Origin of the sequence: Streptomyces sp. TLI_55, assembly GCF_900206255.1 — a bacterium.
Taxonomy (GTDB): Bacteria; Actinomycetota; Actinomycetes; order Streptomycetales; family Streptomycetaceae; genus Streptomyces; species Streptomyces aquilus.
On sequence record NZ_OAOJ01000001.1, the window covers coordinates 3,993,456 to 4,015,644 of the forward strand.

Consider the following 22,189-nt stretch of genomic DNA (forward strand, 5'->3'; position numbering starts at 1 on the left):
AGCTACAGGTACTCGGCGTATTCATCCAAGGTCCGCAACACCTCCGTCTCCCCCGCCGGGGGCAGCTGGACCACGACCTCTTCGATGCCCAGTTCTGCGTAATGTGCGAGCTTGCCCGGTGACGGATAGACCGCGTACGGCACCACCTGCAACGCGCTCGCCTCACGCCCCGCCTCCGCCCATGCCGCCCGCAGGACCGGCAGCGTCTCCGTCAGGCCCCTCCCCCCGATCGGCATCCAGCCGTCCGCGTACTCGCAGATGTGGGTGAAGAGCTTCGGGCCGGCCGCGCCGCCGATCAGGGTGCGGGGGCCCAGGTGGGCGCGGAGGGGCTTGGGGTGGGCGTGGCTGGGGCGCACGCTGCCGAACTCGCCCTTGTAGGCGGTCGGTTCCTCGGACCACAGGGCCCGCATCAGCGCCATCCGGTCCCGGACCAGTTCGCGTCGGGTGCGCCACTCGACGCCGTGGTCGGCGGCCTCCTCCACGTTCCAGCCGAAGCCGAGGCCGAGAGTGAAGCGGCCCCCGGAGAGATGGTCGAGGGTCGCGATCTGCTTCGCGAGGTCGATGGGGTCGTGCTGGGCGACCAGGGTGATGCCGGTGCCGAGGCCGAGCGAGTCGGTGACCGCCGCCGCCTGGCCGAGGGCGACGAAGGGGTCGAGGGTGCGGCCGTACTCGGGGGGCAGGTCGCCGCCCGCCGGGTACGGAGTGGTCCGCTCGACGGGGATGTGGGTGTGCTCGGGCAGGTACAGGCCCGCGAACCCCCGCGCCTCCAGCTCACGGGCGAGCCGGGTCGGGGTGATGGTCTCGTCGGTGAGGAAGATCGTGACGGAGATACGCATAGCCGCATCTGTACCGCGCCGCGGGCGACATGTCCATACCGACTGGTCGGCATTGAAGCGGAGGTGCGGCGAAGGTGCGGCGGAGGTGCGGCGAGGTGCGGCGGAGGTGTTCGGGCGCCTCTGATTCCCTTGTCTTTCACGGGAGTTCACCGTCGTCCCCGACAGTGGGGCGCATGTGTGAGGACGAGCGCCACATCGGAAGACGCACACTCGTCGTGACGGGAGCCGCCGCCGCGCTTACGTTGGGAAGCGTGACCTTCGCTTCAGCGGCGGACGGCGAGACGGAGACGAGGACGATCCGGGGCACGCTGCCCACCGGGTCCCCCGATTTCGTGTACGTGCCGGTCGAAGTCCCGTCCGGCGTACGGGAAATCAAGGTCGCCTACACCTACGACCGCCCGGCCGTCCCGGCGGGCACCCCCGGCAACGCCCTCGACATCGGCATCTTCGACGAGCGGGGCACCGAGCTGGGCGGCGAGGGTTTCCGGGGCTGGTCGGGAGGGGCCAGGAGCGAGTTCTTCATCCGGGCCGACGACGCGACGCCGGGGTACGTCCCGGGGCCGGTGCGCGCAGGCACCTGGTCGATCGCGCTCGGCCCGTACACGGTGGCGCCGCAGGGGCTGTCGTACGAGATCACGATCACGCTGACGTACGGCGAGCCGGGTGAGGTCGCCCGGCCGGTCTATCCGCCGGGGCGGGCCATGGGGCGCGGGCGGGCCTGGTACCGCGGTGACTGCCATCTGCACTCCTGGTACTCGGACGGGCGCCGCACCCCCGCCGAGATCGGCGCGCTGGCGCGTGCCGCGGGGCTGGACTTCATCAACACCTCCGAGCACAACACCCATGCGGCGCACGCCCATTGGGCGGACGTGGCCGGGGACGACCTGCTGGTGCTGCTGGGCGAGGAGATCACGACGAGGAACGGCCACGTCGTCGCGCTCGGCACCGACCCCGGCACCTTCGTGGACTGGCGTTACCGGGCCCGCGACAACCGCTTCGGCCGGTTCGCCCGCCGTATCCGCCGGGCCGGAGGGCTGGTCGTCCCGGCCCATCCGCACGCCACCTGCGTGGGGTGCGGATGGCGGTTCGGGTTCGGCGAGGCGGACGCGGTGGAGGTCTGGAACGGGCCCTACACGCCCGACGACGAGGTGGCGCTGGCCGACTGGGACAGCATGCTGGTCGCGTCCGCGCGGGAGGGGCGGGACTGGATTCCGGCGATGGGGAACAGTGACGCGCACCGGGACCCGGATGTGGTCGGCTCACCGCAGACCGTCGTCCTGGCCGACGACCTGACGCGGGAGGCGATCCAGGAAGGCATCCGGGCGGGGCGGTCGTACATCGCCGAGTCCTCGAAGGTCTCGCTGGACTTCACCGCGGTCGGCGGCAAGGGCGAACACGCGGGAATCGGCGGCCGGTTGAGGGCGGCGGCGGACACGCCGGTGACCGTACGCCTTGAGGTGACGGGAGCGCCGCGCTGCACCGTCCGGTTCGTCACCGACGAGGGGGTGCTGTTCACGAGCGCGCCGTTGCCGGTGGCCGGGTCGGGGGTGGTGGAGTGGCGGACCACTCCGGCCTACGCGGCGTACGTCCGGGCCGAGTTGAGGCACGAGACGGCGGCGGGTCCGCTCCCGGGCGCGCTGGCGGCGTTGACGAACCCGATCTTCCTGGGGCGGTGAGGAGAGCAGCGCCCGGGCCTGACGAAGCCGCTAATAGGGTCGCGGCATGATCCTCACCACCGGCCCCGCGTCCCACGATCCCACCCTGGACTTCCCGGAGTTGGCGCTCCACGCACGCCCGACGGTACGGCTGCACCCGCGCCGGGGTGCCCCAGGGTCGCGGGACAGTCACCTCGGCGGGCCGCTGTGGTGGCCGGCCGCCGAGCCGTGGCCGTCGTGCGCCGAGCACCGGGACGTCAACGGGCGGCCGTCGGGCCCGTATCCGCTGGTCGCGGTGGCTCAGCTGACGGCGGCGGACTTTCCGGAGATCCGTTTCCCCGACGGTACGGATCTGGTGCAGCTGCTGTGGTGCACGGACTGGCACGACCAGCCGCATCCGGAGGGGTGGGGGCAGGCGTGCCGGCTCTTCTGGCGCCGGGCGGACGACGTGACCGATCCGCTCGGCGACCGGCCGGACCCCGGCGAGGTCGAGGACGAGGACATGGTCCCGAGGGCGTGCGTCCTGCATCCCGAGCGGCTCACGGAGTATCCGTGGCGCGAGGAACTCCCACCCGGTCTCGCGGACCGCCATGAGGCCTGGCTGGCGGAACGCGGGCTGGACGACGACGTCTCGACGGTCCCCGGCTGCAAGCTGGGCGGCAGCATGCGCTGGGGTGTCACGGATCTGCCGGGGGCGATGGAGTGCGGGGAGTGCCGGGCGCCGCTGGAGCTGTTCCTCCAGCTCGACACGTACGAGTACGACATGGATGCCGGTGACCGCTTCCGCCCGCTGGAGGAACGGCACTTGGACCCCCGGTCGGAGGCGGGGCGGGCGGCGCGTGAGCCGACCGGGATGACGGTCGGGCGGGGCGGGCACGCGGGGCTGTACGTCTGCGCCGCCGACCCTCGCCACCCTGCGTCGCTCTTCACGCAATGACCTGGGCGGTGGCTCAGCCCTGGAGGTCGGCGACGACCGCCGCGTGGTCCGACGGCCACACCCCGTCCACCGGCCCGTGCCCGGCCCGCCGTACCCCGCGCACCGTGCCCTCGCCGTCCGGGCCCGCCGGGCCCCCTACGTGGATGTAATCGACGCGGACGCCCGGGCCGAGGCCGGGGTGGACATACGGGTTCTCCGGGCTCCATGTCGCTCCGGGGACGCCCGGTTCGGCGTACTCCCACGCGTCGAAGAACACCTGGCCGGGGACGGCCGGAGCCGTGCGGGTGCCGCCGAAGGCGCGGATCTCGTCGGAGTCGGGCCAGGCGTTGAAGTCGCCGGTGACGACGGGTGGGAAGGGGGTGTTCTCGCGGTGCGAGGCTACGAACTCGGCCAGGGCCCTGACCTGTTGGACGCGGACCGCCGAGGCGTGGAGGGGGGAGGTGAGGTGGGTGGTGAAGAAGGGGACCGCGCCGCCCGGTGCGTCGAGGCGGGCGTAGAGGGCGAGGCGGCCGTCGTCCAGGTCCTCCGGGGCGGGCAGGCGCAGGGTCGCCCGGTCCGTCACCGGCCAGCGGCTCAGGACCGCGTTGCCGATGTCCACCGAGTCGTCGGCGATGCGGCGCCACCAGCGTTCGGGGGCGGGGGACGGGGCCCAGGCGCAGTGCAGGTCCAGCTCGGCGGCCAGCCATTCCGCGAGGTTCTCGCCGGTGCGGCGGTCGGCCCAGACCTCCTGCAATCCGACGACGTCCGGCCGTAGCTCACTCAGTACGGCGAGAATCGCCTTCTGACGCTCGGCCCACGGACCGAACCGCCACCACAGGTTCCACGTCACCACCCGCACGGACACCTCACCAGCCCCTCCACGAGACTTGGTAACCATGCCCCACCACAACGAACGCAAGTATCGGATCGTCGCCGCCTTCCAGCGCCGGTTCAACGCCGTCATGCGCCGGCTGCCGACCCAGACCCTCCTGGAGACCACCGGCCGCACCTCCGGGCTGCCCCGCCGCACCCCGCTCGGGGGGCGGCGGGTCGGGGACTCGTTCTGGCTGGTGTCGGAGTTCGGGGAACGGTCGCAGTACGTCCGGAACATCAAGGCCGACCCCCGGGTGCGGGTCCGGCTGCGCGGGCGCTGGCACCACGGCGTCGCCCATCTGCTGCCCGACGACGACCCGATCGCGCGGCTGCGCGGCCTGCCCCGGGTGAACAGTGTGGGGGTACGGGCCATGGGGGCGGGGTTGTTGACCGTGCGGGTGGATCTCACCGACTGACGCACCCCGGCGCCCCCTGTCAGGCCGGCTGCGGGGCGGGCGCCGCGGGCGCCGCGGCCCTGCGGGTCTCGTGCAGGAACAGCAGGCCGCTGGCCGCCATCAGGGTCGCGGTCAGGCAGTGGACGCCGAGCGCGGTGGCCACGGAGCCGTGGTGGGCCAGCACGGTGGTCATGTCGCCGTACGCGGCGAGGGACTCCACCAGCAGCGCCCAGCCCAGCGCCCGGCGGTGGCCCGTCAGCAGCAGGACGGCGAGGACCAGGGCCAGGACGACGTCCCGGATCCCCTTCACTATCAGGAAGCCCCCGCCGTCGCCGGACGCCGGGTGCGGCAGCCCGAAGCCCTGCACCGACGTCTCCGGGTCCAGGACGAACCCCGTCCCGAACCAGAGGATGAAGAGGATGAAGGCGGCGGCCACGACGGTGTTGATCTTCTTCAGTGACATGGTTCTTCTCCTTGTCCTTGTTCTTGGGTGTCGGGGGCGGTTCAGACGAGGGCCGCGGCCAGCAGGGCGAAGGCGGTGATGATGACCGCGACGCGGACGTAGTGAAAGCGCAGCCAGCGGTTGAGCTGCTGCTTCCAGTCGGCGGGGCGGTTCTCCGGGGTCCACGTCTTGTTGCGGTTGTTGATCGGGACCAGCAGCAGGATCGACATGATCACGCTGAGGATCAGCAGGGCTCCCGCGCCGACGACCAGGCCGGTGCCGTGGTCGTCCCATCCCGCGACGGCCCAGGCCGCCACCAGGGCGACCGAGCCGATGTACCAGACCGGCATCACCGCCCCGAGCATCCGGCCCCCGTGGGCGTGACCGAGCTGAGCGCTCTCGTCCGGGAGCGCGTTGAGGATCGGGTTCATGACGAAGGCGACGGCGAACTCCACCCCCACCATGACGCCGACGACCACGACTGTGACGACCTCGAGTGTGCTGAGCATGACTACCCCCTGAGCTGGAAGCCCGAAGCTGGAATCTAGCGTTGCTAGCTGTTGAGGCAACGCTAGACCTACTGCCGCTCGATTGTCTAGCGGTGCTAGGATCGAATCATGTCGGTACAGGAACGCAAGCAGCGCGAGCGGGCGGAGCGTGAGCGCCTCATCGTGGCGACAGCCAGGGAACTCGCCGAGCAGCAGGGCTGGGACGCGGTCACCACCCGCCGGCTCGCCGAGCGCATCGAGTACAGCCAGCCCGTCCTCTACAGCCACTTCCGCGGCAAACGGGAGATCATCGGTGCCGTCGCCCTCCAGGGCGCCACCGACATGGCCGTCGCCATAAGGGCCGCGACCGCCGCCGCGGACGGCCCGCGCGCCCGGGTCACCGCCCTCGCCCGCGGCTACCTCGACTTCGCCGAGCGCAACCCCGCGGTCTACGACGCCCTGTTCCAGCTCGACGGCGGTCTGCCCTACGCGCAGGAGGACACCCCGGAGCCGCTGAAGGACGCCTTCGCCGCGCTGCTGGAGACCCTCGCGGAGGTCGCCGGGGACGGGGTCGAACCGGGGCTGTTCACCGAGCTGTTCTGGGCGTCCCTGCACGGGATCGCGACCCTGACCCGCACGCGGAGGCTGCCGCCGGAGGACACCGAGCGGCGGGTGGAGCTGCTGGTCGACCGGCTCGCCGTGCTCTGACCGGCCCTCCCAGGCGGCCATCGCCCACGGCAACAAGCCCTCCCCCCGGCCGGAGTCGACTTCGCGGAGGTCAGGTCGGGATCAGGACGAGGGGGCTTGCATGACGTCAGGGATGGTCATCGGGGCGGGGCCGGGGATCGGGCTCGCCGGGCATGGCCGAGCGCGGCCGGGGCACCTTCGTCGTCACCGGCGGGATGCCCGAGCCGAAGCCGGAGTACGTCAGCCTGTCGCTGGGGAAGGCGGGCGCCCGCTCGCTCGTCGATCTGCTGGACCGACAGCAAGGGTAGGAGCGCGAGGTCCTCGTCTGACCGCCCGATGCCGGCTGCGGGCATGCCGATGCCCGGACCAGGGGCGGTCCGGGCATCGGTGATCGGGCAGGAGGTTCGCGTCCCTGTGGGGGTTCAGGGCGCGAAGATCTCCTTGCCCTCCTCCGCCGTGCGGAGCGTGATGGCCGCCGCAGGGCAGTTCTCGGCGGCTTCGAGGAGGTCGTCGTCGGCCGGGACGGGGGACGCCGGGGCCGTCGCGCGGCCGGCGGTGTCGAGGGTGAAAGCCCTCGCGGCACTGCCCGCGCACAGGCCCGAGCCGACGCAGACCTCGGAGTCGATCTCGATGGTCCAGTGGTCGGGCTGTTCCGTCTGATCCGTCTGTTCCGTTGTCATACCCGCTCTCCCGTCTTCGGCTTCGGGCTCGGTACGGTCACCACGGTCTCGGACGGGCCGCCCTCGCTGATGCCGAAGCGGCCGTGCAGGCGCCGCAGCGGGCCGGGCGCCCACCAGTTGGCGCGGCCCAGCAGCTGCATCACCGACGGCACCAGGACACCGCGGACCACGATCGCGTCCATCAGGACGGCCAGCGCGAGGCCCAGGCCGAGCATCTTCATGTTGGTGATCTGGGACGTGCCGATGGCCACCAGTACGACCGACAGGACGGCCGCGGCCGCGGTGACGACGCCGCCGCTGCGCTGGAGGCCGAAGACGATGGCGCGGGTGGTGTCGCCGGTGCGGTCGTACTCCTCCTTGATCCGGGACAGGACGAACACCTCGTAGTCCATGGAGAGTCCGAAGGCGACGCAGAACATCAGCACGGGCAGGGTGGCCGGGATGAAGCCGGTGACCGTGAAGTCGCCGAGCAAGCCGCTGAGATGGCCGTCCTGGAAGACCCAGACCAGGGCGCCGAACGTGGCGGACAGGCTGAGGACGTTGAGGACCACCGCCTTCAGCGGGACCACCACGCTGCCCGTCATCAGGAACAGCAGGACCATCGTGACGCCGACCATCGCGAGCAGCGCGTACGGCAGCCGGTCGGCCAACGTGTCCTGGGTGTCGACGAGTTCGGCCGCGCCGCCGCCCACCAGGACGGGGAACGGGGACGGCACGTCACGGATCGCGCGGACCAGGTCCTGGCTCTCCGGGGAGACGTCCTCCAGGGACGGCTCGACGGCCAGGTAGGAGGCTCCGGTCGTGGTGTAGCGGGCGTTGGCCGGGCCCGGCTGCTGCACCAGGTGGCCCTCGGCGTAGGTGCCGGCCGAGGAGTTGACCCGTACGACCCCGTCGAGGCGGGACAGGGTGGTCGCGTAGGACGCGATGTCCGTGGCGCGGCTCTTGCCGTCCACCCCCTGTGCCACCACGTCGAGTTCGCCGGTGGGGCGGGACGAGAAGTCATCGCGGATCACCTGGTGGACCTGGTGCGCCTCGGCGTCCTTGGGGAGTTGGCGGTCGTCGATGTTGCCGAAGGTCACGCCGAGGAAGGGGGCGCCGAGCGCGACGAGGAACGCGACCGCGGTGACGGCGAAGACGACCGGGCGCTTCACCACGGCCTCTCCGATCCGCCGCCAGCGGCGGCCCGAGGCGTCCGGTGCGGTGCCCTCGGCCGAGCGGCGGCGGAAGATCCGGGTCAGGTCGAGCGCGTCGATCCGCTTGCCCAGGACCAGCAGCAGGGCGGGCAGGACGATGAGCGCCGCCGCGGCGGCGATCAGGACCACCGAGATGCCGGCGTAGGCGAAGGAGCGCAGGTAGTACATGGGGAACAGGAGCATCGCCGAGAGCGCCACGGCGACGGTGAGCGCCGAGAAGGCGACCGTGCGGCCGGCGGTGCCGAGCGTGGTGCGTACGGCGGCCTGGGGCGGGGCCCCGCCGTGCAGTTCCTCGCGGTAGCGGCGGACGATGAACAGGCCGTAGTCCACGGCGAGTCCCAGGCCCAGCGCGGTGGTCAGGTTGAGCGCGAAGACGGACACGTCGGCGAAGCCGGTGATCACGCGCAGGCTCGCGTTGGTGCCCACGATGGCGATCAGGCCGATGATCACGGGCAGCAGGGCGGCGACCGCGCTGCGGAACACCAGGACCAGGATCAACAGGGTCAGCGGCAGCGCGATGACCTCGGCGCGGGCCAGGTCCTCCCGGCTGGTGTCCTGCACCTCGGCGCGGATCTGGGCGGCGCCGCCGATGGAGACGTCGACCGGGCCGTGGCTGCCGCGGTAGTGCGGGGCGAGGGCCTTGAGGGTGTCGTCGGCCTCGGTCTCGGTGCCGGTGACGCGGGCGACCACGAGGCCGTAGCGGCCGTTCTCGCTGCGCAGCGCCGGGGACTTGGCCTGCCAGTACGAGGTCACGCCCTGGACGTCGTGCTCGGCGGCCAGCCGCTTGGTCAGCCGCTCGGCCTCCGCGGTCACCGCCGGGTCGTCGACGCCGGCGTCCGCCTTCACGAGCAGCGCCAGATTGGGACGGCCCGCGGCGAACTCCTGGTCGAGGAGACGGGCGGCCTGCGAGGACTCGGCGGCGGGGTCGGTGGTGCCGCCGCCCTGGAGCCGGTCGGCCACCCCGCCGCCGAGGACGACGGAGCCCGCGGCGAAGAGCAGCGCCAGGAACAGGATGAGACGTGGCCGCGCCGTGGTCAGCCTGGCCAGACGCTCGAACATGGTGGTGGGTCCCTCCGGGAGTGACGCGGTGTGGGGCGGGGGTGGGCAGCGGGGCGTGGGGCTTGGGGCGCGGTGCGGGTGGTGGCTTGGCGGCGGTGGTGGGGCTTGGGGCGCGGTGCGGGTGGCGGCTTGGCGGCGGTGGTGGGGCTGGTGGCTTGGCGCCGACGGTGGGGGCGACGGCGGTTCGGGCTGAGCTCGGGGCCGACGGTGGGTGCGGCGGCGGTTCGGGCTGAGCCCGGGCGGGTGTCGCTCGCCGACATCGGCGGGGTGCCCAGGAGTTACCGGTGTCCGGCCTCTCTGGGGTGTCGCTCGCCGACATCGGCGGAGTGCCCGGGAGCCACCGGCGCCCAGCCCCCTCCGTGGTGTCGCTCACCCATGCCGACGGAGTGCCCGGCAGTTACCGGCGCCCAACCCCTCCGGTGTATCGCTCACCCACACCGGCGGAGTACCCGGGAGCCACCGGCGCCCAGCCCCCTCCGTGGTGTCGCTCACCCACACCTGCGGAGTACCCGGGAGCCACCGTGGTGTCCGTCAGCGGGCGTGGGCCGACTCCGCCGGCTTCGGGTAGCTCGCGCGGCTCAGGCCGAGGGTGCGCAGCAGCAGTCCGTCGCGGAAGCGGTCGGGCAGGATGCGCAGGAACGACAGGGCGCGGGCGTCCTGGCCGATCAGGTAGCGGGTGGCCGGGCGGCGGGTGGTGATCGCCTTCGTCAGGGTCCCGGCCGCCTTCTCCACCGGCGTGGCCTTCTGCTTCGCGGCGGCCGCCTGGGCGTCGCCGAGGGCCTTCACATAGCGCTGCCGTGCCTCGGTGTCGCCGGCCCAGCCGTCGTCGGCGGCGGCCTTGTCCGCCTTGTGGAAGATCTCCGTCTCCAGCGCGCCGGGTTCGACGAGGACGACGTCCACGCCGAGGAACTTCAGTTCCAGGCGGAGGGTGTCGTTGAGGGAGGCGAGGGCCGCCTTGGACGCGGCGACCGGGCCGAAGAACGGCACGGCGGTCCGCGCGGTCACCGCGCCGACGTTGACCACCCGGCCGCCCGCCCGGCGCAGTGCGGGCAGGAACGCCTGGGTGACGGCGATCTGGCCGAGCACGTTGATCTCGAACTGGCGGCGCAGCGCGTGCGGCGGTACGAGTTCCACGGGGCCCTGCACGATGACGCCGGCGTTGTTGACCAGCGCGTCGAGGCCGTGGTCGGCGAGGACGGGGGCCACGGTGGTCGCGGCCGCCTGGATCGAGTCGGGGTCGGTGACGTCGAGGACGACGGGGGTGACCGCGGCGAGACCGAGGGGCAGTGCGCTGAGCGCCTCCGGGGTGCGTACGGCGGCGATCACCTGCCAGCCGGCGTCCGAGAGCTTCTTGATCGTCGCGCTGCCGAGACCACCGGCGGCGCCGGTGACGAGGGCGACGGGGGCGGACGAGGTGGGGCTCATGAGTGCCTCCGGGTTCGTGAGGGGGTGCGGGTGGGGGCGTTCACTCGTCCTCCACCAGGTGCATCAGGCCGGCCGGGAACCGCTCGCCCGCGAACGCGCCGGGCGGCGCGACCGTCTCGATGCGGGCGAGGTCGGCCGGGGTGAGGTCGACGTGCAGGGCCGCGGTGTTCTCCTCGAAGTCGCGGCGGGTCTGGCTGCCGGGGATGGGGACGACGCCCTGGGCGAGCAGCCAGGCCAGCGCCAGCTGGGCGGTGCTGCACCCCTTCTCCAGGGCGATCTCGCCGAGCCGGGCGACGATCGCGCCGTTGACGGCGAGGTTGTCCGGCTCGAAGCGCGGCAGGAAGCGGCGCAGGTCGTCGTTGGCCAGGTCCTCGTCGGTGAGGATCTGGCCGCCTAGCAGCCCCCGGCTGAGCGGGCCCCAGGCGACGAAGCCGATGCCGAGCTCCCGGCAGGTGGGCAGGATCTTGTCCTCCACGCCACGGCTGGCCAGCGAGTACTCGGTCTGGAGGACGGAGACGGGGTGGACCGCGTGGGCCCGGCGGACGGTCTCGGCGCCGGCCTCGGAGAGGCCGATGAAGCGTGCCTTGCCGGCCCGCACGATCTCCGACAGCGCGCCCACCGACTCCTCGACCGGCACCCGCGGGTCGATGCGGTGCAGGTAGTACAGGTCGACGTGGTCCGTGCCGAGGCGGGCCAGGCTCGCGTCGATCGCCTTGTGGAGGTGGGCCGGTGAGCCGTCGAGCTCCACGCCAGTCGGGGTGCGGATCATGCCGCCCTTGGTGGCCAGGACGACCTTGTCCCGCAGTCCGCCGGCGCGCAGCGCCTTGCCGACGATCTGTTCGGACACCCCGTCGCCGTACATGTCGGCGGTGTCGATGAAGTCGACGCCGAGTTCCACGGCGCGGTGGATCGTGGCGACGGATTCCGGGTCGTTCCGGTCGCCGTAGAATTCGGCCATTCCCATGCAGCCGAGCCCGAGTGCGGACACTTCGAGGCCCTTCGCGAGTTCGCGACGCGGCACATCCATTTGCTACTCCAGTCGTCTCCGAGGAAGCCGAATTCCCGGCTTTTCAGCGTATGAGCGAGAACGCGCGGGCACAATGGTGGAAAAACTAATAGCAGTACCGCCACCAGCTGGCCCGTCAGCGCCTGACCAGATGAAAGAGCCAGGTCAGGGCGGCTGCACCGGACAGTGCGGCACCCAGCACGCACACCGCGGTCCAGCCCGAGGCGGAATAGGCGAGAGCGGCTCCCGAGGCTCCCGCGGCGCCGCCCAGAAAATATCCGGTCATGTAGACCGACGTAACTCGGCCACGAATTTCCGGAGGAACCTGGTAGATCGCCCCCTGATTGGCGATGTGCGCGCCCTGGACCGCGAAGTCCAGGGTGAATGTGGCGAGGACGAGAAATGTCAGGGACGTTTTCCCGAGGGCGGCCGGGAGAAAGGACAGGCACACCCCGGCGAGCAGGATTCCGGTGAGGGGCGTGCCGCGGCCGCGGTCGGTCGCCCGGCCGGCCAGCCCCGCGGCGGCGACCCCGCCGATGCCGACCAGGCTGAGCAGCCCCACCGCGCCGGCGCCGTACCCGTACTCGGGTCCGGCGAGCAGGAACGGCAGCGGGGTCCAGAACGCGGTGAACGCGGCGAAGCACAGGGCGCCGTACAGGGTGCGGCGGCGCAGCGTGCGGTGGGCGGCGACCAAGCCGGGCAGGGAGCGCAGCAGCGCCCCGTAGCCGAGGCCGGTCGCGGTGGGCGGGGCGGCGCCGGCCCGCGGCAGCCGGCCGCGCAGGACCAGCACCAGGAGGCCGGCGCAGGTCGCGGCGCCGTAGTACACGGGCCGCCAGCCGGTGTGGTCGCCGATGACGCCGGACAGGAAGCGGATCAGCAGCGAGCCGACGAGGACCCCGCTCATCACGGCGGCGACCACCCGGCCGCGTTGGTCCTCGGGGGCCAGGGACGCGGCGAACGGCACCATCACCATCACCGCGACCGAGGCGAGGCCGATCAGGGCGGCCGCCGCGTAGAGGACGCCGATGCCCGGTGCGGTGGCGGCGAGCATCAGCGCGGCCGTCTCCGCGGAGAGGAGCGTGAGGATGAGCCGGCGCCGGTCGAGGAGGTCGCCCAGCGGGACGACGAGGACCAGGCCGAGCGCGTACGCGGCCTGCGTCGCCACCACCAGCAGGCTCGCGGCGAGATGCGAGCGGTCGAGGTCGGCGGCGATGGTGTCCAGGAGCGGCAGGGCGAGGTAGAGGTTGCCGACGGTGAGGCCGCTGGCGAGGGCGAGCAGCCGGACCGGGGCGCGGGGGACGGGGGCGGCGGCGTGCCGCCGGGGTGAGTCGGGGCGTACGGACGAGGCCATGGGAGGCGTCCGTGCCGTCAACCGGTCGCGAGCGGCAGGGACTCCACGCCGCGCAGGGTCAGCCGGGGCCGGAAGACGACCGCGTCCGCGCCGCCCGGGCAGTGCAGCCCGGGGAAGCGGCGCAGCAGGGTGGAGAACGCGATCTGGGCCTCCATGCGGGCCAGGGAGGCGCCCAGGCAGTAGTGGATGCCGGAGCTGAACGACAGCACCGGGGCGTCGCCGCGGCCCACGTCGAAGCGGTCGGGGTCGGGGAAGCGGCGGGGGTCGCGGTGGGCGGCGCCGACCAGGGCGACCACGGAGGAGCCCTCGGGGATCACGGTGCCGGCGATCTCGACGGGCGAGTCGGTGACCCGGTTGCCGAGCTGGGTGGGGCTGTCGTAGCGGAGCATCTCCTCCACGGCGTTCGGGATCAGCTCGGGCTGGGCGCGCAGCCGGTCCATCTGGTCGGGGTGGCGCAGCAGGGCGAGCATGCCGTTGCCGAGGAGGTTGGTGGTGGTCTCGAAGCCGGCGCCGAACAACAGGTTGCACATGCCGATCAGTTCGCCCTGGCTGAGCTGGTCGGCGCCGTCCTTGGCGGCGATCAGGGCGGACAGCAGGTCGTCGCCGGGGTTCTTGCGGCGCTCCTCGACGAGGTCGCTGAAGTAGTCGTCGGTGAACTGCGCGCCCTTGTCGCAGGCGGCCAGGTCGTCGGGGGTCAGGCCGAGTTCGTAGATGTCCTGGAAGGCCCGCATGGGTTCCTGGAGCGAGGGCAGGTCGGCGTCGGGGATGCCGAGCATGCGGCCGGTGGCCATCGCCGGGAGCGGGAAGGCGAAGTCCTTCATGTAGTCGATGACGCCGTCGTGTTCGAGCTTGTCGGCGAGGCCCTCGACCATGGCGGTGATCTGCGGGCGCATGGCCTGCACGGCCCGGTTGGTGAAGGCGAAGCCGGCCAGCTTGCGCAGCCGGGTGTGGTCCGGCGGGTTGGCCCAGAGCATGATGTTCGGCAGCCGGCGCAGGGCGGCGTGCTCCTGCCACTCGTCCTTGCCGACCCAGGGCGCGAAGACCCGGTACGGGTCCTTGAGCGCGTGCTGGCTGCGCAGGAAAGTGTTCACGTCGTCGTAACCCGTGACCACCCAGTGGCCGAGCGCCGTGCGATGTACTGGGGTCAGATCCCTGACCCGCTCATACAGCGCATAGGGTTCGCGCAGGCCCTCGGGCGTGAGGAAGAGCTGGGCGAGCAGCTCGTCGGCGTCCATTTCCATGAGGTGTCCTTTCTGTGTACTCACTGACTCCCCTTCATGATTGAGCACGATTCCGGGATGAGGGAGAGTAGAGTCACTGCTAGTGGTTTCCGCACCACAATCCGATCCCACGGGGGCTCTAATGGGAAATTTGAAGGACGAACAGAGCCGGAAGGAACTCGGGGACTTCCTGAGGTCCCGGCGCAGGAAAGCGGACCCGAAACAGAGTGGACTGATTAATTCCGGAAACGAGGTGAGCCGTCGCCGAATTCAGGGGCTGCGCAGGGAGGAGGTCGCCCAGCTCTCGGGCGTGAGCCTCACCTGGTACACCTGGCTGGAGCAGGGGCGGGACATCAACGTCTCGCGGCAGGTCCTCGGCGGGATCGCGCGGGCCCTGACGCTGGACGCCGTGGAGCGCAGCCATCTGTTCCGGCTCGCCGGAGAGGTGCCGCCGGACACCGCGGCCGCCGGCGGTGAGCAGGTCGCCGGACCCGAGATCCAGACCTTCCTCGACCTGCTCGACCCGAACCCCGCCTATGTGATCACCCGGTGCTTCGACGTGGTCGCGTGGAACCGCGCGGAGGCGGCGCTCATGGGCGGCTTCGAGCATCTGCCGGTCCACGAACGCAACGCGCTGTGGCTCATGTTCAACGCCCCCGAGGCCCGCGAGCTGCTGCCCGACTGGGAGCGCGAGGCGCGCTGGCTGGTGGCGCTGCTGCGGGCCGAGTCGGCGCACGAACTGGGCAGTCCGCGCTTCATCGAGGTGGTCAGCAGCCTGCAGAAGTCCAGCGAGCTGTTCAGCGAGTGGTGGACCTCGCACGACGTCCAGGCGTTCTCCCCCTCCGTCCGCCGCTTCCGGCACCCGGTCGTGGGAGAGCTGGAGCTCAACTACGTGAAGCTGTCGGTGGAGGGCGGTCGCGGGCTCAGCATCGTCTCCCACTTCGCGACCCCGGGCTCGGAGACGGCCCGCCGGCTGCGCACGCTCGTCGACTGACCTGACGGCCTTCACGCGGTCAGCAGCCCCGCGGGGACCTCGTCCGGTCGGCCGATGACGCCCGACTGGTCGAGGGCCACCTCCCACAACCGCCGCCGGCCCACCACGTCCTGTGCGAACGGGTTCGGTTCGATGCGCCGCCGCTCGTGGAAGTAGACGCCGCTGGCGTTCTCCAGCCCCGGATCGGTGACCAGCCGGACGATGTTGCGGGCGCCGTACCCCGTCCGATGCGGGGCCAGCACGAACGTACTGCGCACCATCTTCGTGGCGCACATGCCCGGATGGAGACTGTTGGCCCGCACCCCGTCGGCCCGCAGGCGCTGCGCGTACTCGTTGGTGAAGGCGGTCAGCGCCAGCTTGGACTGCGCGTACGCGGCCATACGGTCCCAGCGCCCCGCCATCTGGAGATCGTCCCAGCGCAGTTGCCCCCACCCCTGGGCGACGGAGCTGACGTTGACGACCAGGGCGGGCGCGGAGCGGGCGAGCAGACCCGACAGACGCAGGGTCAGGGCGAACGGGGCGAGGAAGTTGACCTGCCACTCCAGTTGCAGCCCGTCGGCCGTGACCCGGCGGGTGCGGGCGCTGCGGTTGGGCGTGGCCACGCCCGCGTTGTTGATCAGGGCGTCCAGCCGGCCGTACGTGGCCAGCACCTCGTCGGCCAGCGCGTGCACCCCCTCGCGCCGCGACAGATCGGCGACCAGGGAGCTGCCCTGGCCCCGGCCCGCCGCCCGCACCCCGGCGAGGGTCTTGGCCACCTTGCGCGGATCACGGCCGTGCACCACCACGTGCCAGCCCTCCTCCGCCAGAAGTCGTGCGGTCGCCTCCCCGAGACCGCTCGTGCTGCCGGTCACCAGAGCGACCCGTTCGGTGCTGGTCACGTCCTGCTCCTTCACGGCCGAATCCTCACGCGCATTCGCACAATCGGTTTTCTCCGATCCTCACACTCCCCCGCGCACGGCCGCCGGACAAGATTACTGAAACCACTAGTGCCAACGGCACCACCGTCAGGCCAAGTATTCGTTGACAACGCGACCGCCGGGTGTGGATTGTTGCTGCAGGAGTGAAAGCCACGCCCAGGGGAGGCGATAATGGCAGCAAATTCCATTGAACCCGTCATAGTCGAGACCGCTAAAGGCGGCATTCCGCTGGACCGGCTCGGCGTCACATTGATGCATGAGCACGTCTTTGTCCTCAGTACCGAAATACAGGAGAACAATCCTCAGCTCTGGAATGAGCAGGACCAGATCGACAACGCCGTCGCGAAGCTGAACGCGGCCGCCGAGCGCGGGGTCGAGACCATCGTCGACCTCACCGTCCTCGGCCAGGGCCGCTACCTGCCCCGTATCAAGAAGGTGGCCGAGCGCGTGGCGCTCAACATCGTCGTGGCGACCGGCGTCTACACCTACAACGACGAGCCCATGTACTTCGCCTTCCGCGGCCCCGGCCGGGTCTTCGAGGGCCCCGACCCGATGGTCGAGCTGTTCGTGCGCGACATCACCGAGGGCATCGGCGACACCGGCGTCAAGGCCGCCGTCCTCAAGTGCGCCACCGAGACCGAGCAGTTACCGGAGGGTGTGGAACGCGTCCTGCGCGCCACCGCCCAGGCCCACCGCGAGACCGGTGCGCCGATCCAGACCCACAGCAACGCCCTGGTGCGCAACGGCCTGTTGCAGCAGAAGGTGTTCCGCGAGGAGGGCGTCGACCTCAGCCGGGTCGTCATCGGGCACTCCGGCGACAGCGACGACCTCGGCTATCTGCGCGAACTGCTCGACGCCGGCTCGTTCCTCGGCATGGACCGCTTCGGCATGGAGTTCATCGCCCCGCTGGAGCAGCGCGTGGAGACCGTCGCCCAACTGGTCCGCCTGGGGTACGCCTCGCAGCTCGTCCTCTCCCACGACTGCCCGTGCTTCCTGGACTACCTCACCACCGACCAGCGCGAACTCGTCGCCCCCTCCTGGGACTACACGCACATCCACGACGACGTCCTGCCCGCGCTGCGCAAGGCCGGGGTGAGCGACGAGGACCTGCGCACCATGCTCGTCGACAATCCGCGCCGCTTCTTCGCCGCCAACGCCCCCTACTGACACCGACCTTGCAAGGAGGCATGTCGTGACCCACAGTCCCGTCACCGCGCAAGGCCCCTGGGAAGAACTCGGCGCACCCCTGTGCCTGGACACCCCCTGGGTGAAGGCCTGGGTCGAGCAGGTCCCGCCGGGCGGCACCCGCCCCCTGCACACCCACCGCAAACCGTGGGCGACCGTGGTCCTCAGCGGCGCCAAGGTCCGCTCCCTCGGCCCCGAGGGCGAGGTTCTGCGCGAAGGTGAACTCCCGGACGGCGTCGTCCTGTTCAACCCGGCGGACGAACCCCTGTGCCACCAGATGCACAACATCGGCGACACCGAACTGATCATGGTCGGGCTGCAGTGGGAGAGCGGCCCGGCGAGCGCGGCGGAACCGGAGGCGTCATGAGCGGCGAAGGCGTCGAGGTCGTCGTCGTCGACTACGGCGGCGTGCTCACCAACCCGCTGGCCGAGACCTTCTGCGAGTTCGCCGCCCTCGCCGGCCTCGACACCACCGCCCTCGCCGAGGCGTTCCTCGCCGCCACCGAGAAGCACGGCGAGACCCCCATGGCCGCCCTGGAGATCGGCGCGATCAGCGAACGCCAGATGGCCGAGCGCATCCTCGCCGAACTGCCGCCCGGGTCCGAGAAGATCCTGGACGACCACGAGTTCGGGGAGCTGTGGTTCCGCGGCCGGCGCCCCAACCAGCCCTTCGTCGACTTCCTGCGCGAACTGCGCGCGAGCGGCAAGCGGCTCGCGCTGCTCACCAACAACGTCCGCGAGTGGGAGCCGCGCTGGCGCGCCCAGCTCCCCGTCGACGAGCTCTTCGAGGTCGTCGTCGACTCGCACAAGGAGGGCGTGCGCAAGCCGGACCCCAAGATCTACCGGATTCTGCTGGAGCGGCTCGACGTCGCACCGCACCAGTGCCTGTTCGTCGACGACACCGAGGAGAACTGCGCCGCCGCCCGCGAACTCGGCATCCCTTCCGTGCTGTTCACGGACACGGAGACCGCCGTACGCGAGGTGCTCACCCACCTGGAAGGCAACGCACCGGACTCCGAAGGGACTTCACCATGACCGCCATGTCCGAGGACATCCTGATCGTCGGCGCGGGCCCCACCGGGCTGACCGCCGCCTGCACCCTGCTGGGGCTGGGCGTGCCGTGCCGGATCGTCGACCGGCGCGACGGGCCGGGCGGCTCGCCCAAGGCGCTGGTGCTGTGGAGCGGCGCGCTGGAGTGCCTGAGCCGCGTCGGTGCCGCCGGGCCCATCGTCGAGGCGGCGCTGCCGCTCGCCCGCGCCACCTACTGGTCGCGGAAGAAGCAGGTCGGCGGCATGCGCTTCGGCGGCCTCGACGGCACCGCCTTCCGCCATCCGCTGTGCGCCCCGCAGCCCGTCACCGAGGCCGCCCTGTACGAGCGGCTGCACGCGCTGGGCGGCGAGGTCGAGTGGGAGACGGAGGCCGTGGGGCTCACCGTCGCCGGCGACAAGGTCACGGTGGCGCTGCGGACCGTGCAGGGCCGGGTGGAGCGCGGGACGTACCGCTATGTGATCGGCGCGGACGGCACCCACAGCCGGGTCCGGGACGCCGTCGGCATCCCCTTCGAGGGGCACACCTACGACCGGGTGTTCCTGCTGGGCGACGGCAGGCTGGAGGGGCCCGCGCCCGAGGACGAGGCGCAGTACCACATCACCCCCGAGGGCGTGCTGGTCCTCGTCCCGCTGCCGGACGGCGGGCACCGGGTCTTCTTCGACATCGCGGCCGACGGCAACACCCGGCCGCCGTCCGATGAGGAGCTGCAAGCCCTGCTGGACGAGCGCGGGCCCGGCGGGCTGCGGCTGCGCGAGACCTGGTGGTCCAACCGGTTCCAGGTGCACGCCAAGGTCGCCCCCGCGTTCCGCGCGGGCCCGGTCTTCATCGCCGGGGACGCCGCCCACGCGCACAGCCCCGCGGGCGGCCAGGGCCTCAACACCGGGGTCCAGGACGGCTACGACATCGGCTGGAAGCTCGCCTCCGTGCTGCGCGGCGCCGCTCCCGAGCTGCTCGACAGCTATGAGCCGGAGCGCCGCCCGGCCTCCGTGCAGGCGGTGCGCAACGCCGACCAGCAGACCCGGATGTGGCTGCTGCGCAACCCCATGGCCCGGGCCATGCGGGACGCCACCATGCAGTCGTTCTCCCGGCGGGGCCTGCTGGAGAAGCAGATGCTGCCGCAGCTCGCCCAGCTCGACCTCGACCACTCCGCCAGCCCCGCCGTCGCCGACCTGTCGGGCGCCGCGGCCGTGCCCCGCGGCGTGAAACTGGGGCGGCGCGTCCCGGACACCGCGTTGATCCCGCTGAACGGCACGAAGGCCGACTCGCTCCACCAGTACCTGACGGCCGGACGGCACACGGTTCTCGCGTACGGGGACCAGGCCGCCGGCGACATGGCCGTCCGGGCCGTGGCCGCGCTGCGGGGGCGTGGTGTGGACGACATCACGGACGTGCTCTGGGTCAGGCCTGCGGGCGACAGCTCCGGGGCCGGGCGCGCCGGCGGCGCCGCCGATGCCCGCTGCGACACCGCACGCGTGTCCGGCCCCGGGTTCGGCAAGGAGGACGGCACACCCTGGCTCGCCTACGTACGCCCCGACGGGACGGTCGGGGCCCGGGCCGGCATCCCGGGCGTCCTCGAACTGCTCGACCGGCTGCCCTCGCAGCGGGCCGGCTCCGCCGAGGCGGCCTGATCCGTGGACCGACACCCACTCCAGGTCGGAAAGGACCCCCAGCCGATCATGACCATGCCCGAGACCCAGCCAACCGATCTCGAGACAGAAGACAAGCCCGACTCCCCGTCGGACCCCGTCGCCGAGGCCGCCGCCCGGCTGCGCTACGACGCCACCGTCTCCCGCACACTGGTGCACCGCACCTCCGTCGCCGAGGTGTTCGTCACCGACTCCGCGGCGATCGGCGAGGAGACCTTCCTCGTCGCCGCCCAGCTGCCCCGCGGCCACCTCATCGGCGAGAACGCGCCGATGTACGACTACACCCTGCTCATCGAGGTGGTCCGGCAGGCCGGCGTCCTGGTGGCCCACGAGCACCTGGACGTGGAACTGGGCTCCGCGTTCATCTTCCGCAGCCTCAACCTCCGTACGGTGGGCCTGACCCAGCTGCGGATCGGGGCGACGCCCGCGCACGTCCTCGTCACGATGACCGTCCATCCCCGGCGCAACAAGGCCGGACGTGTCCAGGGGTTCACCTTCAGCGGGAACGTCGCCCTGGACGGCCATGTGGCGATGGCCGGCAACGGGGCCCTGCTGATCGTGTCCCAGCGCGCCTACCGCACCCTGCGGGCGAAGCGCCGCATCGCGGCGACCGACCTCGCGCTGCCGCGCTTCACCCCGGCGGCGCCGTCCGCCGTGGGCCGCAGCGAGGCCCGCAACGTCGTGATCACCGCTCCGGTGGTGGCGGGCGAGGCCCGGGTGTCGGCGCAGCTGGTCCTCGACGCCAGCCACCCGCACATGTTCGACCACCCGCTCGACCACGTCCCCGGGCATCTCCAGATGGAGGCGGCCCGCCAGCTCGCGATCGCCGCCGTGGCCCAGCTGCACGGGCTGTCCCCGCAGACGCTGACCATCTCCGCGATCGAGACGGAGTTCACCGACTACGCGGAACTGGACCAGGTGACCGAACTGCGGGCCACCGTGCAGGGGTTCCGCCGCCAGGACGACCTGCGCACACTCGCCGTGCCCGTGGTGATCGACGTCCGGCAGGAAGGGGCGGTGACGACGACGATCCGGCTGGAGGTGGTGCAATGGACGTGACCGGTCCGCCGTTGCAGCGGGTGCTCGTCACCGGTGCCACCGGTCTGCTCGGGGGCCATGTCGTACGGCAGCTGCTCGACGGCGGCAGCGCGGTGACGGCGCTGGTCCGGGACCCGGAGCGGGCCCGCGCCCTGCTCCCCGGGCACGACCAACTCACCGTCCTCCAGGGCGACGTACGCGATCCGGGCGGCATCGCCCCGTCCCTCCCGGGGCACACGGCGGTGATCCACACGGCCGCGTACTTCCGGGAGTACTACGCCCCGGGAGGGCACGACCCGGCGCTGCTGACGGCCACGAACGTCGACGCCGTCACCGGGCTGCTCGACGCGGCGGCCGCGGCCGGGGTGCCGGTCGTGGTGCACACCAGCTCCATCGGCACGCTCGGCACCCGCCCCGACGGCCGGCCCTCGGACGAGGACACCCCGGAGGGGCGCGGCACCCGCGCCAACGGCTACTACGCGAGCAAGCTGCGCTCGGAGGAGGCGGTCCGTGCCTTCGGCACCGAGCGCGGGGTGCGGGTGCCGATCGTGCTGCCGGGCTGGATGTGGGGGCCGGGCGACGCCGGGCCGACCTCCGCCGGGCGGCTGTTCGCCTCGGTGGCCGAGGGGCGGCTGGGCGGTGTCCCCCGGGCGGGCAACCATGTGGTGGACGCCCGTGACGTGGCGGACGCCTGTGTCCGGGCCGCAGCCAAGGGCGAGCACGCCCGCCGTTACATCGTGGCCGGCGACTGGGTCCCGCTCCCGGAGGTCTGCCGGATCGCGGCGCGTGCCCTCGGCGTGACGCCCCCGCGCGAGGTGCCGGCCCGGCTGGCGCTGCTGATGGCCGCCGTACTGGAGACCGGCGGCCGGCTGCGCGGCGCTACGCCGACCGCCACCCGGGAGGGCGTGCGGGCCCTGCTGGAGGGCGACCGCCGCCGGGTGACCTCCGCCCGCGCCGAACGCGAACTCGGCGTGGAGTTCCGCCCGTTGGAACGCACGCTACGAGACCAGGCCGACTGGTACCGCACCCACCACGCCACGGTCCCCTGAACCGGACTTACGCCCCACCACAAACCCCGGGGCCCGGGCGGTCACGTCCCCCGACCGCCCGGGCCCCGGCCTGACTTCCCACCC

The 22,189-nt window shown here is 72.1% G+C and carries 23 protein-coding genes; 12 read left to right on the forward strand and 11 right to left on the reverse strand.

Going from position 1 to position 22,189, the window contains the following annotated elements:
* Positions 1-2 precede the first annotated feature (2 nt).
* Positions 3-836 (reverse strand): LLM class F420-dependent oxidoreductase, encoded by an 834-nt coding sequence (locus CRP56_RS18365; RefSeq protein WP_097265407.1) that lies wholly within the window; start codon positions 834-836, stop codon positions 3-5.
* Between the two features lie 173 nt (positions 837-1,009).
* Here CRP56_RS18365 and CRP56_RS18370 point away from each other — a divergent pair, with 173 nt between their 5' ends.
* Positions 1,010-2,512 (forward strand): CehA/McbA family metallohydrolase, encoded by a 1,503-nt coding sequence (locus tag CRP56_RS18370; protein WP_097265409.1) that lies wholly within the window; start codon positions 1,010-1,012, stop codon positions 2,510-2,512.
* A 46-nt stretch (positions 2,513-2,558) separates the two neighbouring features.
* On the forward strand, positions 2,559-3,428 hold the full coding sequence (locus CRP56_RS18375) for a hypothetical protein (protein WP_097265412.1): 870 nt from the start codon (positions 2,559-2,561) through the stop codon (positions 3,426-3,428).
* A 13-nt stretch (positions 3,429-3,441) separates the two neighbouring features.
* Here CRP56_RS18375 and CRP56_RS18380 read toward each other — a convergent pair whose 3' ends face one another.
* On the reverse strand, positions 3,442-4,266 hold the full coding sequence (locus tag CRP56_RS18380) for an endonuclease/exonuclease/phosphatase family protein (RefSeq protein WP_257041944.1): 825 nt from the start codon (positions 4,264-4,266) through the stop codon (positions 3,442-3,444).
* Positions 4,267-4,303: 37 nt separating this feature from the next.
* Between CRP56_RS18380 and CRP56_RS18385 the strand changes: the two genes are divergently transcribed.
* Complete coding sequence (locus CRP56_RS18385) at positions 4,304-4,696, forward strand: nitroreductase family deazaflavin-dependent oxidoreductase (protein WP_097265417.1); 393 nt, start codon at positions 4,304-4,306, stop codon at positions 4,694-4,696.
* A gap of 19 nt (positions 4,697-4,715) precedes the next feature.
* On the opposite strand, the gene CRP56_RS18390 is transcribed toward CRP56_RS18385, so the two are convergent.
* The gene (locus CRP56_RS18390; RefSeq protein ID WP_097265419.1) at positions 4,716-5,138 is read right to left on the reverse strand and encodes a DUF4267 domain-containing protein; all 423 of its coding nucleotides are present in this window, start codon (positions 5,136-5,138) and stop codon (positions 4,716-4,718) included.
* Positions 5,139-5,179: 41 nt separating this feature from the next.
* Positions 5,180-5,626 carry a DUF1772 domain-containing protein gene (locus tag CRP56_RS18395; RefSeq protein ID WP_097265421.1) on the reverse strand — a complete coding sequence of 149 codons (447 nt, stop codon included), beginning with the start codon at positions 5,624-5,626 and terminating at the stop codon, positions 5,180-5,182.
* Between the two features lie 108 nt (positions 5,627-5,734).
* On the opposite strand from CRP56_RS18395, the gene CRP56_RS18400 reads away from it, so the two are divergent.
* Complete coding sequence (locus CRP56_RS18400) at positions 5,735-6,313, forward strand: TetR/AcrR family transcriptional regulator (RefSeq protein WP_097265423.1); 579 nt, start codon at positions 5,735-5,737, stop codon at positions 6,311-6,313.
* A gap of 152 nt (positions 6,314-6,465) precedes the next feature.
* Positions 6,466-6,600: a hypothetical protein gene (locus tag CRP56_RS18405; RefSeq protein WP_257040821.1), complete on the forward strand. Its 135-nt coding sequence runs from the start codon at positions 6,466-6,468 to the stop codon at positions 6,598-6,600.
* Between the two features lie 114 nt (positions 6,601-6,714).
* On the opposite strand, the gene CRP56_RS18410 is transcribed toward CRP56_RS18405, so the two are convergent.
* The 6 genes from CRP56_RS18410 to CRP56_RS18435 all read right to left on the reverse strand — a co-directional run bounded on the left by CRP56_RS18410 (position 6,715) and on the right by CRP56_RS18435 (position 14,247).
* Complete coding sequence (locus CRP56_RS18410) at positions 6,715-6,972, reverse strand: ferredoxin (protein ID WP_097265425.1); 258 nt, start codon at positions 6,970-6,972, stop codon at positions 6,715-6,717.
* Positions 6,969-9,224: an MMPL family transporter gene (locus tag CRP56_RS18415; protein ID WP_097265427.1), complete on the reverse strand. Its 2,256-nt coding sequence runs from the start codon at positions 9,222-9,224 to the stop codon at positions 6,969-6,971. Before CRP56_RS18415 ends, CRP56_RS18410 begins: the two co-directional genes overlap by 4 nt.
* A 531-nt stretch (positions 9,225-9,755) precedes the next feature.
* Positions 9,756-10,649, reverse strand: coding sequence for an SDR family NAD(P)-dependent oxidoreductase (locus CRP56_RS18420; RefSeq protein ID WP_097265429.1), 894 nt, complete (start codon positions 10,647-10,649; stop codon positions 9,756-9,758).
* A 40-nt stretch (positions 10,650-10,689) separates the two neighbouring features.
* A complete protein-coding gene (locus CRP56_RS18425; protein ID WP_218877980.1) occupies positions 10,690-11,676 on the reverse strand; it encodes an aldo/keto reductase in 987 nt (328 codons plus the stop codon).
* A 115-nt stretch (positions 11,677-11,791) separates the two neighbouring features.
* The gene (locus CRP56_RS18430; RefSeq protein ID WP_097265431.1) at positions 11,792-13,006 is read right to left on the reverse strand and encodes an MFS transporter; all 1,215 of its coding nucleotides are present in this window, start codon (positions 13,004-13,006) and stop codon (positions 11,792-11,794) included.
* A 17-nt stretch (positions 13,007-13,023) separates the two neighbouring features.
* Complete coding sequence (locus tag CRP56_RS18435; protein ID WP_097265434.1) at positions 13,024-14,247, reverse strand: cytochrome P450; 1,224 nt, start codon at positions 14,245-14,247, stop codon at positions 13,024-13,026.
* 121 nt (positions 14,248-14,368) lie between these two features.
* Here CRP56_RS18435 and CRP56_RS18440 point away from each other — a divergent pair, with 121 nt between their 5' ends.
* Entirely contained in the window at positions 14,369-15,220 is an 852-nt protein-coding gene (locus CRP56_RS18440; protein WP_097265436.1) for a helix-turn-helix transcriptional regulator, read from the forward strand.
* 11 nt (positions 15,221-15,231) lie between these two features.
* Here CRP56_RS18440 and CRP56_RS18445 read toward each other — a convergent pair whose 3' ends face one another.
* Positions 15,232-16,098: an SDR family NAD(P)-dependent oxidoreductase gene (locus tag CRP56_RS18445; RefSeq protein ID WP_179851052.1), complete on the reverse strand. Its 867-nt coding sequence runs from the start codon at positions 16,096-16,098 to the stop codon at positions 15,232-15,234.
* A 210-nt stretch (positions 16,099-16,308) separates the two neighbouring features.
* Here CRP56_RS18445 and CRP56_RS18450 point away from each other — a divergent pair, with 210 nt between their 5' ends.
* Genes CRP56_RS18450 through CRP56_RS18475 form a run of 6 tightly spaced genes read left to right on the forward strand, consistent with a single transcriptional unit; the run spans position 16,309 to position 22,105 of the window.
* Positions 16,309-17,304, forward strand: a complete 996-nt coding sequence (locus CRP56_RS18450; protein WP_097265438.1) for a phosphotriesterase family protein — start codon at positions 16,309-16,311, stop codon at positions 17,302-17,304.
* A gap of 25 nt (positions 17,305-17,329) precedes the next feature.
* The gene (locus tag CRP56_RS18455; protein WP_079310061.1) at positions 17,330-17,689 is read left to right on the forward strand and encodes a cupin domain-containing protein; all 360 of its coding nucleotides are present in this window, start codon (positions 17,330-17,332) and stop codon (positions 17,687-17,689) included.
* Positions 17,686-18,357, forward strand: coding sequence for an HAD family hydrolase (locus CRP56_RS18460; RefSeq protein ID WP_097265441.1), 672 nt, complete (start codon positions 17,686-17,688; stop codon positions 18,355-18,357). Before CRP56_RS18455 ends, CRP56_RS18460 begins: the two co-directional genes overlap by 4 nt.
* On the forward strand, positions 18,354-20,000 hold the full coding sequence (locus CRP56_RS18465; RefSeq protein ID WP_179851053.1) for an FAD-dependent monooxygenase: 1,647 nt from the start codon (positions 18,354-18,356) through the stop codon (positions 19,998-20,000). The genes CRP56_RS18460 and CRP56_RS18465 overlap by 4 nt, the downstream gene beginning before the upstream one ends.
* A gap of 48 nt (positions 20,001-20,048) precedes the next feature.
* On the forward strand, positions 20,049-21,077 hold the full coding sequence (locus tag CRP56_RS18470) for a ScbA/BarX family gamma-butyrolactone biosynthesis protein (RefSeq protein ID WP_257040822.1): 1,029 nt from the start codon (positions 20,049-20,051) through the stop codon (positions 21,075-21,077).
* Positions 21,068-22,105, forward strand: coding sequence for an NAD-dependent epimerase/dehydratase family protein (locus CRP56_RS18475; RefSeq protein ID WP_097265443.1), 1,038 nt, complete (start codon positions 21,068-21,070; stop codon positions 22,103-22,105). The genes CRP56_RS18470 and CRP56_RS18475 overlap by 10 nt, the downstream gene beginning before the upstream one ends.
* Positions 22,106-22,189: the final 84 nt, after the last annotated feature.

Excerpts from the sequence above, each read along its gene's own strand:
- CRP56_RS18400 (WP_097265423.1), top strand. The coding sequence starts at position 5,735 with ATGTCGGTACAGGAACGCAAGCAGCGCGAGCGGGCGGAGCGTGAGCGC.
- CRP56_RS18385 (WP_097265417.1), top strand. The coding sequence starts at position 4,304 with ATGCCCCACCACAACGAACGCAAGTATCGGATCGTCGCCGCCTTCCAG.
- CRP56_RS18425 (WP_218877980.1), bottom strand. The coding sequence starts at position 11,676 with ATGGATGTGCCGCGTCGCGAACTCGCGAAGGGCCTCGAAGTGTCCGCA.
- CRP56_RS18375 (WP_097265412.1), top strand. The coding sequence starts at position 2,559 with ATGATCCTCACCACCGGCCCCGCGTCCCACGATCCCACCCTGGACTTC.
- CRP56_RS18420 (WP_097265429.1), bottom strand. The coding sequence starts at position 10,649 with ATGAGCCCCACCTCGTCCGCCCCCGTCGCCCTCGTCACCGGCGCCGCC.
- CRP56_RS18440 (WP_097265436.1), top strand. The coding sequence starts at position 14,369 with ATGGGAAATTTGAAGGACGAACAGAGCCGGAAGGAACTCGGGGACTTC.
- CRP56_RS18370 (WP_097265409.1), top strand. The coding sequence starts at position 1,010 with ATGTGTGAGGACGAGCGCCACATCGGAAGACGCACACTCGTCGTGACG.
- CRP56_RS18450 (WP_097265438.1), top strand. The coding sequence starts at position 16,309 with ATGGCAGCAAATTCCATTGAACCCGTCATAGTCGAGACCGCTAAAGGC.
- CRP56_RS18405 (WP_257040821.1), top strand. The coding sequence starts at position 6,466 with ATGGCCGAGCGCGGCCGGGGCACCTTCGTCGTCACCGGCGGGATGCCC.
- CRP56_RS18430 (WP_097265431.1), bottom strand. The coding sequence starts at position 13,006 with ATGGCCTCGTCCGTACGCCCCGACTCACCCCGGCGGCACGCCGCCGCC.
- CRP56_RS18410 (WP_097265425.1), bottom strand. The coding sequence starts at position 6,972 with ATGACAACGGAACAGACGGATCAGACGGAACAGCCCGACCACTGGACC.
- CRP56_RS18460 (WP_097265441.1), top strand. The coding sequence starts at position 17,686 with ATGAGCGGCGAAGGCGTCGAGGTCGTCGTCGTCGACTACGGCGGCGTG.
- CRP56_RS18435 (WP_097265434.1), bottom strand. The coding sequence starts at position 14,247 with ATGGAAATGGACGCCGACGAGCTGCTCGCCCAGCTCTTCCTCACGCCC.
- CRP56_RS18365 (WP_097265407.1), bottom strand. The coding sequence starts at position 836 with ATGCGTATCTCCGTCACGATCTTCCTCACCGACGAGACCATCACCCCG.
- CRP56_RS18415 (WP_097265427.1), bottom strand. The coding sequence starts at position 9,224 with ATGTTCGAGCGTCTGGCCAGGCTGACCACGGCGCGGCCACGTCTCATC.
- CRP56_RS18395 (WP_097265421.1), bottom strand. The coding sequence starts at position 5,626 with ATGCTCAGCACACTCGAGGTCGTCACAGTCGTGGTCGTCGGCGTCATG.
- CRP56_RS18390 (WP_097265419.1), bottom strand. The coding sequence starts at position 5,138 with ATGTCACTGAAGAAGATCAACACCGTCGTGGCCGCCGCCTTCATCCTC.
- CRP56_RS18470 (WP_257040822.1), top strand. The coding sequence starts at position 20,049 with ATGACCATGCCCGAGACCCAGCCAACCGATCTCGAGACAGAAGACAAG.
- CRP56_RS18475 (WP_097265443.1), top strand. The coding sequence starts at position 21,068 with ATGGACGTGACCGGTCCGCCGTTGCAGCGGGTGCTCGTCACCGGTGCC.
- CRP56_RS18465 (WP_179851053.1), top strand. The coding sequence starts at position 18,354 with ATGACCGCCATGTCCGAGGACATCCTGATCGTCGGCGCGGGCCCCACC.